The sequence below is a fragment of the Dactylosporangium sucinum genome (assembly GCF_014647515.1).
Taxonomy (GTDB): Bacteria; Actinomycetota; Actinomycetes; order Mycobacteriales; family Micromonosporaceae; genus Dactylosporangium; species Dactylosporangium sucinum.
This window is the reverse complement of record NZ_BMPI01000004.1, coordinates 269836-283401: the sequence shown is the minus strand read 5'-3', so window position 1 is coordinate 283401 and position 13566 is coordinate 269836. Positions and strand designations below refer to the sequence as shown.

The following is a 13566-nucleotide window of genomic DNA, read 5'->3' as shown; positions in this document are numbered from 1 at the left end:
GCGGCGGCACCTGGCTCACGAGGACCCCCTTCGGCGTGCGTCGGAGCCACCGAGCCTAGCGGGAACGCAGGGCCAGTGTCGCGCTCACCGCATCGAGGACCGCCTCTCGAAGGTCCGGCCCCGGCACATCCACGAACATCGCCGTGCAGTCGCTCATGCCGCCGGCGGCCCAGCGGCGATGCTCGACGGCATCCACCTCCGCCCGGCTCCCGTTGTCAGCGGCTGAGGCCAAATAGCCAACGGCCCGCTCGGAAATACGCGAGCGGGCCGTTCAGAGAAACGCTGACTAGTTCGAAGCAACGGTGCCCTGCGCGAACGCCGACGCGAACTGGGCGCGCAGCGCGTCCATCGTGGCGAACTCGGAGGACGACGCCGACTCGGAGCCCTCGGCGGCGAAGATGCTGTCCGTCTCGACCGCGGAGTGGTCGTAGCTGACGTAGTCGGTCTCCTCGTAGGTGGCACCCGACGGGTCCTCGTACGCCAGGTGGTGGCCCTGCTCGAAGCTGGTGTTCTCGGCCGACGCGCTGTCCTGCGCGTAGACGCCGAAGTCCGACTGGTAGTCCTGCTCACTGCCGGCGGTGGTGTGCAGCTCCTCGAGCTCGCCGCTTTCCTGGGCCGTCTCGATCTCGCCGTACTCGCTCATTATGTCTTTTCCCTTCGGGCTAATTTATGTGTGCCTTGCGATGGGTAAGACGTTACGGACCGGCCGGGGTGATCAAATCCCGGAAACGTGCCACGAGGGGGAGAACGGGCGATGCAGGTCAACGAGCTGCTGATCGAGGGATTCGGGCGGCTGCCGGAGCTGGTGGAGGGCGCGGTCGACGGGCTGACCGCCGAGCAGTTGCAGTGGGCGCCGGCGCCGGGCGCGAACACGATCGGCTGGCTGGTCTGGCACCTCACCCGCGTGCAGGACGGCCACCTCACCGAGCTGATCGACGGCGCCGAGGAGCTGTGGGCGACCGGCGACTTCGCCGGGCGGTTCGGGCTCGACCCGGACCCGGGCAACACCGGCTACGGGCACACGCCCGCGGACGTGGCCACGGTCCGGGCGGAGAGCCCGGACGCCCTGCTCGCGTACTTCACCGCCGTCCACGAGCGCACGATCGCGTTCCTGGAGAAGCTGTCGCCGCAGGACCTCGACCGGATCGTGGACGAGCGCTGGGACCCGCCGGTGTCGCTCGGCGTGCGGCTGGTGAGCGTGTGGGACGACGACACCCAGCACGTCGGGCAGGCGGCCTACGTGCGGGGCCTCCTGCCCAACCGATGAGAACGAGCAACTACGGCTTCAGCAGTACCTTGGTCCAGCCGTGCTCCCGGTCGGCGAAGTTGCGGTAGCCCCGCGCCGCCTCGCCGATCGGCAGCTCGTGCGACACCACGAACGACGGCGTGGCGTGCCCGCTGACGATCAGGTCGCGCAGATGGCGGTTGTACCGCATGACCGGGCACTGACCCGTCCCCACCCGCTGGCCCTTGGCGAACATGCGGCCGAAGCGGAAGCCGATGCGGCCCTCGCGGGCGCCGGGCGTTCCGGCGCCGGGGTCGGCGTCGCGGTACACACCGACGACACCGATCCCGCCGGTGGACCGGACGACGTCGACCAGGCTGTCCATCACGATCTCCGGGTGCTCCTCGCCGCCCCGGTTCTGGGCCTGGTACCCGACCGCCTCGACCCCGCAGTCGACCCCGCGCCCGTGCGTGGCGTCCATGATCTGGCCGACCGCGTCACCCTTGGAGAAGTCGACCGGCGTGGCTCCGACCTTGTTCGCCAGGTCCAGCCGGTCCTGCTCACGGTCGACGACGAACACCTGCGACGCGCCGCGGATCGTGGCGCTGTGCGCGGCCATGAGCCCTACCGGGCCGGCGCCGAAGACCGCCACGCGGTCGCCCGGCCGCAGGCCGGCCAGCTCGGTGCCGTGCCAGCCGGTCGGGAAGATGTCGGAGAGCATCGTGAAGTCGTTCTCGTGCTCGTTGCCGGGCGGCAGCCGGAGCAGGTTGAAGTCGGCGAACGGCACGCGGAGGAACTCCGCCTGGCCACCCGCGTACGGGCCCATGTCGGAGTAGCCGTAGGCGGCGCCGTCGACCCCCGGCGTGGGGTTGGTCCGCAGGCAGAAGCTCGTCCAGCCCTCGGTGCAGTTGCGGCAGGTGCCGCAGCCGATGTTGAACGGCACCGACACGCGGTCACCCACGCGGATCCGGTCGATCCCCGAACCGACCTCCTGGACGATGCCCATGTTCTCGTGGCCGAGCACGGTCCCCGGCGCGACGTTCGTGCGGCCCTCGTACATGTGCAGGTCCGAGCCGCAGATGTTGGTGGTGGAGATCCGGATGATCGCGTCGGTGGGCGCCTCGATGCTGGGGTCGGGCACCTCGCGCACCTCGACGGCGCGCGGGCCCGCGTAAACGACAGCCTTCATGCGTGCTGACTGCCCGGCGCCATCCAGGACAAACGTCGTCGAAGACACAGCGCACGGCGCCACCCGTGGTGGTGTACTTGATATGTACGATCAACCGCACGCATCGGGAGATGTACATGGCAGAGCAGCGGCATCGCGTGGTCGTGGTCGGCGCCGGATTCGGCGGCCTGTTCGCCACCAAGGCGCTGCGGAACGCGCCGGTCGACGTCACGTTGATCAACGGGACCACCTACCACCTGTTCCAGCCCCTGCTGTACCAGATGGCGACCGGCATCCTGTCCGAGGGCGAGATCGCACCCCCGATCCGCGAGATCCTCAAGCGACAGGAGAACGTGAGGGTACTGCTGGGCACGGTGACCGAGGTCGATCCCGAGCAGCGCACGGTCACGGCCGTGGCGCCCGGGACCAGCTACACCGTCGAGTACGACTCGCTGATCGTGGCGGCCGGCGCCTCCCAGTCGTACTTCGGGAACAACCAGTTCGCCGAGCACGCGCCCGGCATGAAGAGCATCGACGACGCGCTCGAGCTGCGCGGGCGGATCTTCGGCGCGTTCGAGCTCGCCGAGCTGGCGACCGACCCGGCCACGATCGAGCGCCTGCTCACCTTCGTCGTGGTCGGCGCCGGCCCGACCGGCGTGGAGATGGCCGGGCAGATCGCCGAGCTCGCCCATCGGCACCTGCCGGGACAGTACGACCGCATCGACCCCCGCAAGGCGCGCATCATCCTGATCGATGCGCTCCCCACGGTCCTGTCCACGTTCGGCGACCGCCTGTCGACCACGGCGCTGCGGCAGTTGCACCTGCTCGGCGTCGAGGTCGAGCTGGAGACGAAGGTCGTCGACGTCGACGAGACCGGCATCGAGGTGGAGACCAGGGACGGGCTGCGCCGCATCGAGTCGCTGACCAAGATCTGGGCCGCCGGCGTGGCCGCGCCGGCGCTGTCGAGGCAGCTGGCCGAGGCGACCGGCGCGAAGACCGACCGGGCCGGGCGGCTGCAGGTCAACCCCGACTGCACCGTGCCGGGCCACCCGGAGATCTTCGCCGTCGGCGACATGATGGCCCTCGACAACCTGCCGGGCGTCGCGCAGGTCGCGATCCAGAGCGGCAAGCACGCGGCGGGGCAGATCAAGCGGCGCCTGGCCGGCGAGGAGGCGGGGCAGCCGTTCAAGTACTTCGACAAGGGCAGCCTGGCGACCATCGCCCGGTTCCACGCCGTGGCGAGCGTCGGCCGCTTCCACTTCGCCGGCCTGGCCGGCTGGCTGCTCTGGCTGGTCGTGCACCTGCTCTACCTGGTCGGCTTCAAGAACCGGGTCACCGCCGTCATGCACTGGTTCGTGAGCTTCATCGGCCGTGGCCGGTCCGAGCGGGTCGCCACGTTCCAGCAGGTCTTCGCCCGCCGCGCGCTGCAGCAGTACCGCGACCACCTGCCGTAGGGTGATCGGGTGGCAGCGTGTCCCGAGCCGGCCAGGGGCGACCTTGGCCTCTCCGGGGGAACCCCGGGGACGCAGGATTGAGCACCGCACAGCACCGCCGGCCCGACGCCGCGCTCCGCGCAGGCCAGGGCAGGCACGACCGGGTGTCGTCGGGGCACGCTGCCCTCGCCGACGCGTTCCTGGCGACCCCGGCCTGGGAGCGCGCCGCGCTGCTCGGCGCCGGCTACGAGGTCCTCGGCCGCCGCCCCCGCTGGCTCGGCCCGGTGGTGACGGCCGTCCTCGGCGCGTACCGGGAGCCGCCGGCCGACCGGCCGCGCGAGCTCGCCGCGTTCGTCGCCGCCCTGGGCCGCGTGCCGTTCCGCGCCCGGGTCGCCGTCCGCCGGGCCGTGCCCACGCGGGTCGTCCGCATGCGCTGGGACACGCCCCGGCTCGACGACCTGGCCGCCCTCGCGGAGTTCCTGGAGGTCGACGGCGACCACCTCGACTGGTACGCCGACCGGCGCGAGATCAACCGGCTCGCCGCCGACGGCGCGCTGCGCCACTACCGCTACACCTGGCTGGCGACCCGGCTGATCGAGGCGCCGAAGCCCCGCCTGCGGACGCTCCAGCGCCGGCTCCTGGACGAGGTCCTCGGCCGCATCCCGGTCCACCCCGCGGCCCACGGTTTCGTCCCCGGTCGCGACGTGCGCACATTCACCGCGGTACACCTGGGAAAATCGACTGTCGTCAGGCTCGATCTGTCGGCGTTCTTCGCGAGCATGACGGTTTCGCGGGTGTACGGGCTGTTCCGCGGGGCGGGCTACCCGGAGCCGGTCGCCCACACGCTGGCGGCGCTGTGCACGACGCGGACCCCGCCCGACGTCGTCCGCGACGCGCCGTCGTTCCTGCTGGCGGCCCAGCTGCGCCAGCCGCACCTCCCGCAGGGCGCGCCGTCGTCGCCGGCGCTGGCCAACCTGATCGCGTTCCGCCTGGACCGCCGCCTGGCGGGTCTGGCGGACCGCTTCGGGGCGGACTACTCGCGGTACGCGGACGACCTGGCCTTCTCGGGCGCTTTCGACGCGCCCCGCCTGGTAGCCGCGGCGACTGACGTGGTGGTGGACGAGGGCTTCCGCGTGCATCCGATGAAGACGCGGATCCGCGGCCGGGCCGACCGCCAGCAACTGGCCGGCCTGGTGGTGAACGAGCACGCGGCCGTCCCGCGGACGGAGTACGACCTCCTGCGCGCGATGCTGCACACCGCGGCCCGCGACGGCCTGGCGGCGGCGAACCGCGCCGGCCACCCGGATTTCCGGGCGTACCTGGCGGGCCGGATCGCCTGGGTGGGCCGCGACCATCCGAGCCGGGCGGCGAAGCTGGCCCGCCTGTTCACAGCACTTCCCTGAGCTGCTCCTCGTTCAGCGGCGCGAGCGCCAGGACCAGCTCCCCGACCGCCCGGAGGCCGGGCACCCACTCGTAGACCCATTCGTCGGCCGGCCCCGCCCGGGGCGTCCGCACCATGATCGCGTCGAAGTCCCCGCCCGGCAGGCACAGCACCGCGGCCATCAGCTCCATGCGCTGCGGAATGAGCTCCCCGATGCGCATGGCCTTGTTGACGGTGGTGATCGCGGACCCGGTGACGTAGGCCATCGCGTTCCGGCTGAGGTTACGCACCGCGAGCAGCCGCGTGAACACGTCTCCGGCGGTGACCACCTCCAGGGCGGGGAGCCCGCCTGCGGTGCGCGCCGCGCGCGGCAGGGCGTCGGCCCGGTCCCGCTTGGCGCGCGCCTCGTCGACGGACACCCCGTTGCGGAGCAACCGTTCGACCAGCCGCACCCCCTCGGGCGCGGCGGGCATGAGCTCCCCCGGGATCGCGGCGCCGGCCACGGCGAGGACGTCCGCGGGCCGCATGCCCAGGACCGGCACCAACTCCAGCACGTCGGCCGGCACCCCGATCCCGTGCCGCGCACAGAGCCGCTCCAGCGAACTCGACGTCACGTCACCGGCACCCCCATCCAATGATCGTGCCTGCCTGGGTCTGCCGTCACCACGGGGCGCGGATCGCGCGCGGCAGGATCACCGCGCAGGCCGTCGCCAGCAGCAGCTCCACCGCCGCCGCCAGCAGCAGTCCGTCGGCGGGGCGGCCGTCGGCGGCCAGGCTCAGCAGGCGGGACAGGCCGTACGCGCCGTACACCGACGCGCCGAGCAGCGCCGCCGGCCCGCCCAGGCGGCGCACGAACGCCCCCAGCGCCACCACCACGCCCACCGCCAGCAGGCCGCCGCCCGCCGCCCGCGTCTCGCTCAGCAGGCTGAGGTTGCCCGCCGTCTCGATGCCGTACGCCGAGCGGAACGCCGCCGGCGCCAGCAGGGCGAAGCCGCCGATGGCCACCGCCACCAGGCCGGCCACGAACAGGGTCGCCCGCGTCACGTCCACGCGCCCGAGCTTGCGGCCGCGGCGCAGAAGTCGGCGAAGTCGCGCGCCGGGCGCCCCAGGGCCTGCCGCACGCCGTCGGTCACCGAGGCGTTGCGGCCGTCGAAGACCTCCTCGCACAGCGCCGTGAGCAGGTCCGCGAGCTCCGGGCCCACCTCGGGGACGAGCGCGGCGTGGAAGTCCGGCGCGGGCAGCGACACGTAGGCGACGTCCCGGTCGGCCGCCTCGGCGATCTCGGCCGCGGCGTCGGCGAAGGTCAGCAGGCGCGGGCCGGTCAGCTCGTAGACCCGGCCGGCGTGCCGGGCGTCGGTCAGCGCGGCCACCGCCACGTCCGCGATGTCGTCGACGTCGACGAACGGCTCGGCGACGTCGCCGGCCGGGAGGGCGATCAGGCCGCTCATCACGGAGCCCAGCAGGTGGCCCTCGCTGAAGTTCTGGTTGAACCAGCTCGCCCGGACCACGACGTCGCCCGCGCGCAGCAGGCCCTCGCAGCGCTGGGCGCCCGCCTCGCCGCGGCCCGACAGCAGCACCAGCCGCTCGACGCCGGCCGCGGTCGCGGTCTTCACGAACGCCTCGACGATCTCGGGGGCGCCGGGCGCGGCGAGGTCCGGCGAGTACGTGACGTAGGCGGCCGAGGCGCCGGTCAGCGCCGGGGCCCACGTCTCGCGCCGCTCCCAGTCGAAGACCGGGCGGGAGACGCCGCGGACCGCGTGACCGGCGTCGGCGAGCCGCTGGGTGACGCGCCGGCCCGTCTTGCCGGTGGCTCCGATGACGAGGATGGACATGTGACGGTACCTCCAGAGGTGATGTCGATGCGTCCAGCCTGACGTCCACCCTGGAGACGAACAATCACACGCAATCCGCAATTGCTTGCCGATCGTCCAGCCATCGGGCAGCATGACGAAGTGGACACGCCGCGCATGCCGCTGCCGCCCGCCGGAGACCCGCTGGGCGAGGCCCTCCATCTGCTGCACCTCACCGGCACGCTGTACTGCCGGGCCGAGTGCACCGCCCCCTGGGGCGTCGACATCCCGCGCCTCGACGGCGTCATGACACTGCAGGTGGTGACGGCCGGCGAGGCCTGGCTGGACGTCGACGGCGAGGCGCCGCGCCTGCTCCGGCAGGGCAGCATGAGCCTGGTGCCGCGCGGCACGCCGCACCGCCTGCGCAGCAGCCCGGACGCGCGCGCCGACCCGCTGTTCGAGCTGCCGGTCGAGAAGGTCAGCGAGCGCTACGAGATCCTCCGGCACGGCGGCGGCGGCGCGCGGACGCACATCACGTACGGGGTCATGGAGGTCGACCACGTCGCCGCGCGCCGGCTCGTCGGGCAGCTGCCGACCGTGCTGTACCTCGACGCGTGGGAGGCCGACGACGCCGGCTGGCTCAGCAGCACGCTGCGGTTCATCGCCCGCGAGGCGGCCGAGCTGCGGCCGGGCGGCGAAACGATGATCACCCGGCTGGCCGACATCCTGGTCATCCAGGCGATCCGCACCTGGCTCGACTCGGCGCCGGACGCCCGCCAGGGCTGGCTGGCGGCGCTGCGCGACGACCAGGTCGGGCGGGCGCTGCGCTCGATCCACCGGGCCCCGGACCGGGACTGGAGCGTGCAGTCGCTGGCGCGGGAGGCCGGCATGTCGCGGTCGGCGTTCTCGGCGCGGTTCACCGACCTCGTCGGGGAGCCGGCCATGCGGTACCTCACCGAGTGGCGCCTGCAGCTGGCCCGCGCCCACCTGAACCGAAGCGCCGAGCCGCTCTCGGCGGTGGCCCGGCGCTTCGGCTACGCGTCCGAGGCGGCGTTCAGCCGCGCCTTCAAACGCGAGTTCGGGGTGTCACCCGGAAGCGTGCGGTAGCCGCGGAACCCCCTCCGCGGCTACCGAGCAACGGGATCTCAGCAGGACAGGTTGCCGGGGCCCACTCCGACGCCGAGGATCTGGGTGAAGCGCTGGTAGGCCTGGACCCGGCTCTGGACCTGGGCCGGGTTGCGCCCGCCGCACTCCAGGCTGCCGTTGATGCTGCGGATCGTCTCACCGAAGCCGGCCCCGTTGACCATGGCGTTGTGCGGGGTCATGGTGCCCGGGCCGCGCTGGGTGTTCCAGTACCACAGCGCCGTCTTCATCGCGATCGCCGGATCCGTCTGCACGAGGTTGGGGTTGTGCAGCAGGTCGATGCCGAGCGCGTCGCCGGCGGCCTTGTAGTTGAAGTTCCAGCTCAGCTGGATCGGGCCGCGGCCGTAGTAGGCGGCCTGACCGGCCGGGCAGCCGTAGGGCTGGCTCATGTCACAGTAGTGCGGGTAGTTCGCGGTGTTCTGCTCGACGATGTAGACCAGCCCGCCCGTCTCGTGGTTCGCGTTGGCGAGGAAGGCGGCGGCCTCCTGCTTGCGCGCCTCGTCCGAGCCGGTCTTCGCGAACGCCGGGTACGCCGACAGGGCGTTGACCAGGCCCTGGTACGTGTAGAAGGGGTTCCGGTTCGGGAACATCTGGTTGAACTGGGCCTCGCTGACCACGAAGCCGCCGGTCGAGGGGGGCGGCGTGGTGCCGCCGCCACCGCCGCCGGTGCAGGCGTACGGGTCCCAGTACCAGGTGCTGATCACCGGGCTGTAGCCCGGGTTGTCGTGCTCGGCGATGTAGAACTTGCCGTCCGTGAACTTCACGATGTCGCCGGTGACGTAGTTGCGGCCCTGCACCCACGCGGGGAAGCTGCACGCGCCGGTGGTGCCGGTCTGGGTCGGCGGGTTCGGCGTGCTCCCGCCGCAGGTGCCCTGGTCCTCCCAGACGCCGGAGGTGCCGGGCGGCCGCTCGTTCTGCGTCCACCACTTGGCGCGGTAGTTGTGGCCGTTCAGGGAGGCGGTCATCCCGCCCGTGTAGACCGCCGAGGCCTGCCACTGCGCGGCGCACGTGGCGGCCGACGCCGGCAGCATGTTGAAGACCGCGACGACCCCGCCCACGATGGCTACCGCGGCGATCGTCGCCAGCAGGCGCACTCTCGACACCTTCGATCACTCCTTCGCAACAAACTCCCAGGACCGGAACCCATCCGACCAGCCCGGGCGCCCGCGTGGAGCGAACGTCATCGTTTTATGAAGGTTATTTACGGTTTCCTTGAGCTACGGGGACCGCGCCGCCGACCTGGTCGATGATCTCGGCCAGCACCCGCTCGGCGTCCTCGTGCGGGACCTGGCAGGTGCCCGCGGCGACGTGGCCGCCCCCGCCGTACCGCAGCATCACCGACCCGACGTCCGCCGGCGAACTGCGGTCGAGGATCGACTTGCCCACGGCGAACACGGTGTTGAGCTTCTGGCGGCCCCAGATCACGTGGATGGACACGCGGGACTCGGGGAACAGCGCGTACACCATGAACCGGTTGCCGGCGAAGATGATCTCCTCGTCCCGGAGATCGACGACGACCACGTCATCGTGCCTGTGGGTCACCCGGCGCAGCTGGTCGACGAAGAGGTCCTGCTGCTCGCGGAACAGCTCGGCCCGCTCGGCCACGTCCGGCAGCGCGAGGATCTCCTCGGCGTCCCGGTGGTCGATGCAGGCGTCGATGAGCTGCATCATCAGCTGGTAGTTCGAGATGCGGAACTGCCGGAAGCGGCCGAGGCCGGTGCGGCTGTCCATGAGGAAGTTCAGCAGGGTCCAGCCGGTCGGCTGGAGGATCTCGTCGATGCGGTACTGCGCGGAGTCGGCCCGGTCGACCGCCTCCATCAGCTCGTCCGAGACGCCGGGGAACCGCTCCCGGCCGCCGAAGTGGTCGTAGATCACGCGGGCCGCCGACGGCGCCTCGGCGTCGATGACGTGGTTCGTCGCCTGCCCGCCGGTCCGCAGCGTCTCCGAGTGATGGTGGTCGAAGACCAGGTGGGCGCCGGGCGCGTAGGGCAGGTTCGTCAGGATGTCGTCCGGACCGACCTCGACCGCGCCGTCCTGCACGTCCTTGGGGTGCACGAACGCGATGTCGCCGATGAGGTCGAGGTGACGCAGGAGAACGGCGCACACGAGCCCGTCGAAGTCGCTGCGGGTCACGAGTCGGTACTTCACTGCTGGGTCCCCTCAACGCGCGGCGGCCGGTCGACAGTCTCCCTATCGGCCGGCCGCGCGCGAACGTGAGGGCAACCCTCAGAGGATCGAGAGGTGCACGTGGTTGGTGTGGTCGCTGGAGGGGTCACCGCCGGCGCCGCTGTAGTGATGCCAGCCGACCGCCGGTGTCCACACTTGTCGATACCAGATGACATACATGACGCCGAGGCGATCCGCGTTCTTCACGAAATACGTCGCCAGGTTGGCTCCGTAGACCTTGTCCTCGCCGGTCGCATCACCGCCGAAGCCGGACTTCGCCTGCACCGAGAAGTCGCAGGCGCGGCCCTTCGGGTGCTCGTAGGGACCGCTCGGGCGGTAGCAGGCGACGAACCGCTTGAACCCGGCCGCCTGGGCCTGCTGCATGGCGTGCAGCATGCGCGGCGTGATGCAGCCGGTGGTCGTCGGGTCGTTCTGGTTGCACGACTCCTTGGGCAGCGAGCCGTTGGCGTTGCGCTTGACCGGATCGGCCAGCGGAAGGTTGGCGGAGACGAAGCCGTTGCTCGGGCCACCGGCCTGGGCGAGCGCCTTCTCCGACTCCTTCTTCTTGGCGGCCATGGTCGCGACCTGCTGCTGCTGGGTCAGCACCTCGGCGTCGAGGGCCGCCTTCTGCTCGCTCTGGCTCTTCTTGAGCTGGTTGAACTCGCGCAGCAGGTTGTCGTTGTGGTGGGCCAGCTCGTCGATCGAGCCGGCGCGCTGGGCGAAGCTGTCGGGGTCGCCGGAGTCCATCAGCACGGCGAACGTGGACAGGGGGCCGGTGCGGTACGCCGCGACGGCGATCGCGGTCACCTGCTCGTTGAGCGCCGCGAGCCGGGCCTCGGTGGCCTGCAGCTGTGCGGTCAGCTCCGCCTGGTGCTTCACCGAGGCGTCGAAGCGCTCCTTCGCCTCAACCCAGGCGCGGGTCGTCTCGTCGAGCACCTGGATGAGCGTCGGGTTGGAACCCTCGTCGCCGGGAGTGTCGCCCGGCTCGGCGGCGGCGGGCGTGGCGGCGAGCCCCCCGAGCACCAGTGTCGCCAGGATGGCGCCGATCACACGCCGGTAGGGATGTCGGGATGACATCTGTTTCGTTGTTCCTTCCGTCGGCCGCCGACCGAGTTAGCTGACGGGTTCGGGACGGAACGACCCCTACCACCGACCCGGAGTGCGGGACGGTAGATTCACCCCAACGTTACGGTGGGTCCCCGGCTCGCCGCGGACGGCGATTGGGCGGCAGCCCCGCCCGGCACCGGGGGGCGGTGCCTGCCTGGACGAGACCGACGGTCAGCCTACCTACCGCATTCCGCTTGCGCAGCGCACGGTTTGTGCGGACTGTGACGCACGGTATGAAACGGCTGCTCCACTCAATCAATAGTGACCCAGATCACTCGTTCGGGTGATGCGAACGGCCGGCCAGATGAGCCGAAGGTTACCCACAGTGGTGGCGTCGACCCATGAACGTCCGTCACCTGCGTCTGGTTCTGGACCGTCCTGGCCGTGGGGGTGCCGGACGCCGTAGGGGTTCCCTCCTACCGGCGGTCCAGAAGATCCGGGGCGCGGCCCTGATCCACGCGCCGGGCCGGCGGGGCCAGGATGAGCTGTGCCGGTACGACGTCTGCGGTTTCTTGCTCTTTCTGGCTTTGCGCTCGCGGCGGCCCTCGTGGTCGACGGGCACGTCGACCCCAACGACGGCCTCGATCCGTGGACGCTGACGGTCAGCGACTTCGCCGTCTCCGACCGGGGCGGGGTCACCGACGCGGCGATGGTCGTGATGGCGGCCGCGTCGCTGGTGCTCCTCGCCGCACTGCGCCGCTCCGGCGTGCGGGTCGGCGGCTGGGTGGCCGGGCTGTTCGGGGTGTGGGCGGCCGGGCTGACCTTGGCCGCGCTGGTGCCGACCGACGAGCCGGGGCTGACGCTGAGCGTGGCCGGGGCCGTGCACCGGTACGCGTCGGTCGCGGCGTTCGTCGCGCTGCCGATCGCCGGCTGGCTGCTCGCCGCCCGCGTGCCGCACGGCCGCCGCATCCGGGGTGCGGTGGTGCTGAGCGCGGCGTTCGCCATCGCGATGGTCTGGTCGGCGTTCCTCGGTGACCGGGTGCTCATCGGGCTGGCCGAGCGCCTCCTGCTCGCCGCCGAGACGGCGCTGCTGGTCCTGCTGGCGCTACAAGATCTCCGTGTCCCGCAGCAGGCGCCAGAGACCGGCACCGTCGGGGGCGTTCAGCCAGCGCTGGGCGTCGGAGGGGACGCGCTTGGAGCTGTCGGACGGGCTCGGGAAGGCGCCGGCAAGCACCGCCTGCGTCGGTGACAGGTGCCGGATCGCGACGGCGGCCACGCTGTCCGGGTGCTCCGCGACGAACTCGGCATAGATCTCCGGGTCGTGCTGGCCGTCGTCGCCGACGAGCAGCCAGCGGATGTTCGGGAACTCCTGGGCCAGCCGGTCCAGCGACGCGCGCTTGTGGGCCTGGCCGCTGCGGAAGAAGCGGTCGGGCTGCGGGCCCCAGTCGGTGAGCAGCAGCGGGCCGGCCGGGTAGAGGTGCCGGGACAGGAAGCGGGTCAGCGTGGCGGCGACGTTCCAGGCGCCGGTCGACAGGTAGAAGACGGGCGCGCCGGGGTTGGCGTTGACGAGCCGCTCGTAGAGCACCGCCATGCCGGGCACGGAGTTGCGGGCGTGCTCGTCGAGCACGAACGTGTTCCAGGCGGCGAGCAGCGGCCGGGGCAGCGCCGTGACCATGACCGTGTCGTCGATGTCGGAGATGATGCCGAAGGTCGCGGCCGGGTCGACGATGCGCACCGGGGCCTCGACCGGGTCGCTGTCGCCGCTGCGCAGGGTCACGGTGCCCCAGCCGGGAGCCAGGTCGGCCTCGACCACGGTGTCGACGAAGCCGCCCCGGTCGCACATCACCTCGCAGGTACTGCCACCGGCCTCGATCTGCACGAGCGCGTCCTTGACCGACACCGTGGCGAACGACCGCCAGCCGCGCAGCTTCTTCAGCCGCTTGCCGGGCTTCGGGTCGACCCGCGCGAGCAGCACCCGGCCGAGCACCCGCACCCAGCCCGGCTCGTCGGGCGTGGCGCTCGCGCCGTAGCCGGTGTACGCGGTGACGGCGACCGTCCAGCCCCGCCGCCGCAGCCGCCGCTCGATGACGTTGTGGATCGCATCCTCGATGCGGGCCGCCCGGTGCAGCGGTAGCGGCGCGCTCGGGGCGCCCTCGGGGATCAACGACACTGGCCCACCCTGTCACAGCGGTCAGCCCTGCGCACAGAAGTAC

General features: G+C 71.8%; 14 protein-coding genes, 1 pseudogene and 1 riboswitch. Of the genes and pseudogenes, 5 read left to right on the top strand and 10 right to left on the bottom strand.

The genetic code is table 11. From position 1 onward, the window contains the following. Positions 1-55: 55 nt before the first annotated feature. Positions 56-196, bottom strand: coding sequence for a hypothetical protein (locus IEZ31_RS05510; RefSeq protein ID WP_190248610.1), 141 nt, complete (start codon positions 194-196; stop codon positions 56-58). A gap of 90 nt (positions 197-286) precedes the next feature. Further along, positions 287-643: a hypothetical protein gene (locus tag IEZ31_RS05505; RefSeq protein ID WP_190248609.1), complete on the bottom strand. Its 357-nt coding sequence runs from the start codon at positions 641-643 to the stop codon at positions 287-289. A gap of 111 nt (positions 644-754) precedes the next feature. Here IEZ31_RS05505 and IEZ31_RS05500 point away from each other — a divergent pair, with 111 nt between their 5' ends. Then, the gene (locus tag IEZ31_RS05500) at positions 755-1267 is read left to right on the top strand and encodes a mycothiol transferase (RefSeq protein WP_190248608.1); all 513 of its coding nucleotides are present in this window, start codon (positions 755-757) and stop codon (positions 1265-1267) included. 10 nt (positions 1268-1277) lie between these two features. Here IEZ31_RS05500 and IEZ31_RS05495 read toward each other — a convergent pair whose 3' ends face one another. Then, complete coding sequence (locus tag IEZ31_RS05495; protein WP_190248607.1) at positions 1278-2414, bottom strand: glutathione-independent formaldehyde dehydrogenase; 1137 nt, start codon at positions 2412-2414, stop codon at positions 1278-1280. 116 nt (positions 2415-2530) lie between these two features. On the opposite strand from IEZ31_RS05495, the gene IEZ31_RS05490 reads away from it, so the two are divergent. Further along, the gene (locus tag IEZ31_RS05490; protein WP_190248606.1) at positions 2531-3847 is read left to right on the top strand and encodes an NAD(P)/FAD-dependent oxidoreductase; all 1317 of its coding nucleotides are present in this window, start codon (positions 2531-2533) and stop codon (positions 3845-3847) included. A 77-nt stretch (positions 3848-3924) separates the two neighbouring features. Continuing rightward, entirely contained in the window at positions 3925-5229 is a 1305-nt protein-coding gene (locus IEZ31_RS05485) for a reverse transcriptase family protein (protein ID WP_190248605.1), read from the top strand. Here the strand turns inward: IEZ31_RS05485 and IEZ31_RS05480 are convergent. From IEZ31_RS05480 to IEZ31_RS05470, 3 genes are read right to left on the bottom strand one after another with little or no spacing between them, the layout of a single operon-like run. Then, positions 5213-5821, bottom strand: a complete 609-nt coding sequence (locus IEZ31_RS05480; protein WP_190248604.1) for a hypothetical protein — start codon at positions 5819-5821, stop codon at positions 5213-5215. The genes IEZ31_RS05485 and IEZ31_RS05480 overlap by 17 nt on opposite strands. A gap of 46 nt (positions 5822-5867) precedes the next feature. After that, positions 5868-6257, bottom strand: coding sequence for a DUF4345 domain-containing protein (locus tag IEZ31_RS05475; RefSeq protein ID WP_190248603.1), 390 nt, complete (start codon positions 6255-6257; stop codon positions 5868-5870). Beyond that, entirely contained in the window at positions 6248-7039 is a 792-nt protein-coding gene (locus IEZ31_RS05470) for an SDR family oxidoreductase (protein ID WP_190248602.1), read from the bottom strand. The genes IEZ31_RS05475 and IEZ31_RS05470 overlap by 10 nt, the downstream gene beginning before the upstream one ends. 120 nt (positions 7040-7159) lie before the next feature. Here IEZ31_RS05470 and IEZ31_RS05465 point away from each other — a divergent pair, with 120 nt between their 5' ends. Beyond that, a complete protein-coding gene (locus tag IEZ31_RS05465; protein ID WP_229834243.1) occupies positions 7160-8104 on the top strand; it encodes an AraC family transcriptional regulator in 945 nt (314 codons plus the stop codon). A gap of 38 nt (positions 8105-8142) precedes the next feature. On the opposite strand, the gene IEZ31_RS05460 is transcribed toward IEZ31_RS05465, so the two are convergent. The 3 genes from IEZ31_RS05460 to IEZ31_RS05450 form a co-directional block, all read right to left on the bottom strand. After that, complete coding sequence (locus IEZ31_RS05460) at positions 8143-9243, bottom strand: glycoside hydrolase family 19 protein (RefSeq protein WP_190248601.1); 1101 nt, start codon at positions 9241-9243, stop codon at positions 8143-8145. Positions 9244-9337: 94 nt separating this feature from the next. Further along, on the bottom strand, positions 9338-10288 hold the full coding sequence (locus IEZ31_RS05455; RefSeq protein WP_190248600.1) for an exopolyphosphatase: 951 nt from the start codon (positions 10286-10288) through the stop codon (positions 9338-9340). Between the two features lie 78 nt (positions 10289-10366). Further along, on the bottom strand, positions 10367-11383 hold the full coding sequence (locus IEZ31_RS05450; RefSeq protein ID WP_190248599.1) for a coiled-coil domain-containing protein: 1017 nt from the start codon (positions 11381-11383) through the stop codon (positions 10367-10369). A gap of 9 nt (positions 11384-11392) precedes the next feature. Then, positions 11393-11543: riboswitch (cyclic di-AMP (ydaO/yuaA leader) on the bottom strand. Between the two features lie 357 nt (positions 11544-11900). On the opposite strand from IEZ31_RS05450, the pseudogene IEZ31_RS56095 reads away from it, so the two are divergent. Continuing rightward, positions 11901-12449, top strand: a pseudogene (locus IEZ31_RS56095) (DUF998 domain-containing protein); the annotation flags it as partial. A 9-nt stretch (positions 12450-12458) separates the two neighbouring features. Here the strand turns inward: IEZ31_RS56095 and IEZ31_RS05445 are convergent. Next, positions 12459-13523: an App1 family protein phosphatidate phosphatase gene (locus IEZ31_RS05445; protein ID WP_373294499.1), complete on the bottom strand. Its 1065-nt coding sequence runs from the start codon at positions 13521-13523 to the stop codon at positions 12459-12461. Positions 13524-13566: the final 43 nt, after the last annotated feature.

Coding starts and splice junctions, on each gene's coding strand:
- IEZ31_RS05505 (WP_190248609.1), bottom strand. CDS start 643: ATGAGCGAGTACGGCGAGATCGAGACGGCCCAGGAAAGCGGCGAGCTC.
- IEZ31_RS05450 (WP_190248599.1), bottom strand. CDS start 11,383: ATGTCATCCCGACATCCCTACCGGCGTGTGATCGGCGCCATCCTGGCG.
- IEZ31_RS05495 (WP_190248607.1), bottom strand. CDS start 2,414: ATGAAGGCTGTCGTTTACGCGGGCCCGCGCGCCGTCGAGGTGCGCGAG.
- IEZ31_RS05490 (WP_190248606.1), top strand. CDS start 2,531: ATGGCAGAGCAGCGGCATCGCGTGGTCGTGGTCGGCGCCGGATTCGGC.
- IEZ31_RS05500 (WP_190248608.1), top strand. CDS start 755: ATGCAGGTCAACGAGCTGCTGATCGAGGGATTCGGGCGGCTGCCGGAG.
- IEZ31_RS05470 (WP_190248602.1), bottom strand. CDS start 7,039: ATGTCCATCCTCGTCATCGGAGCCACCGGCAAGACGGGCCGGCGCGTC.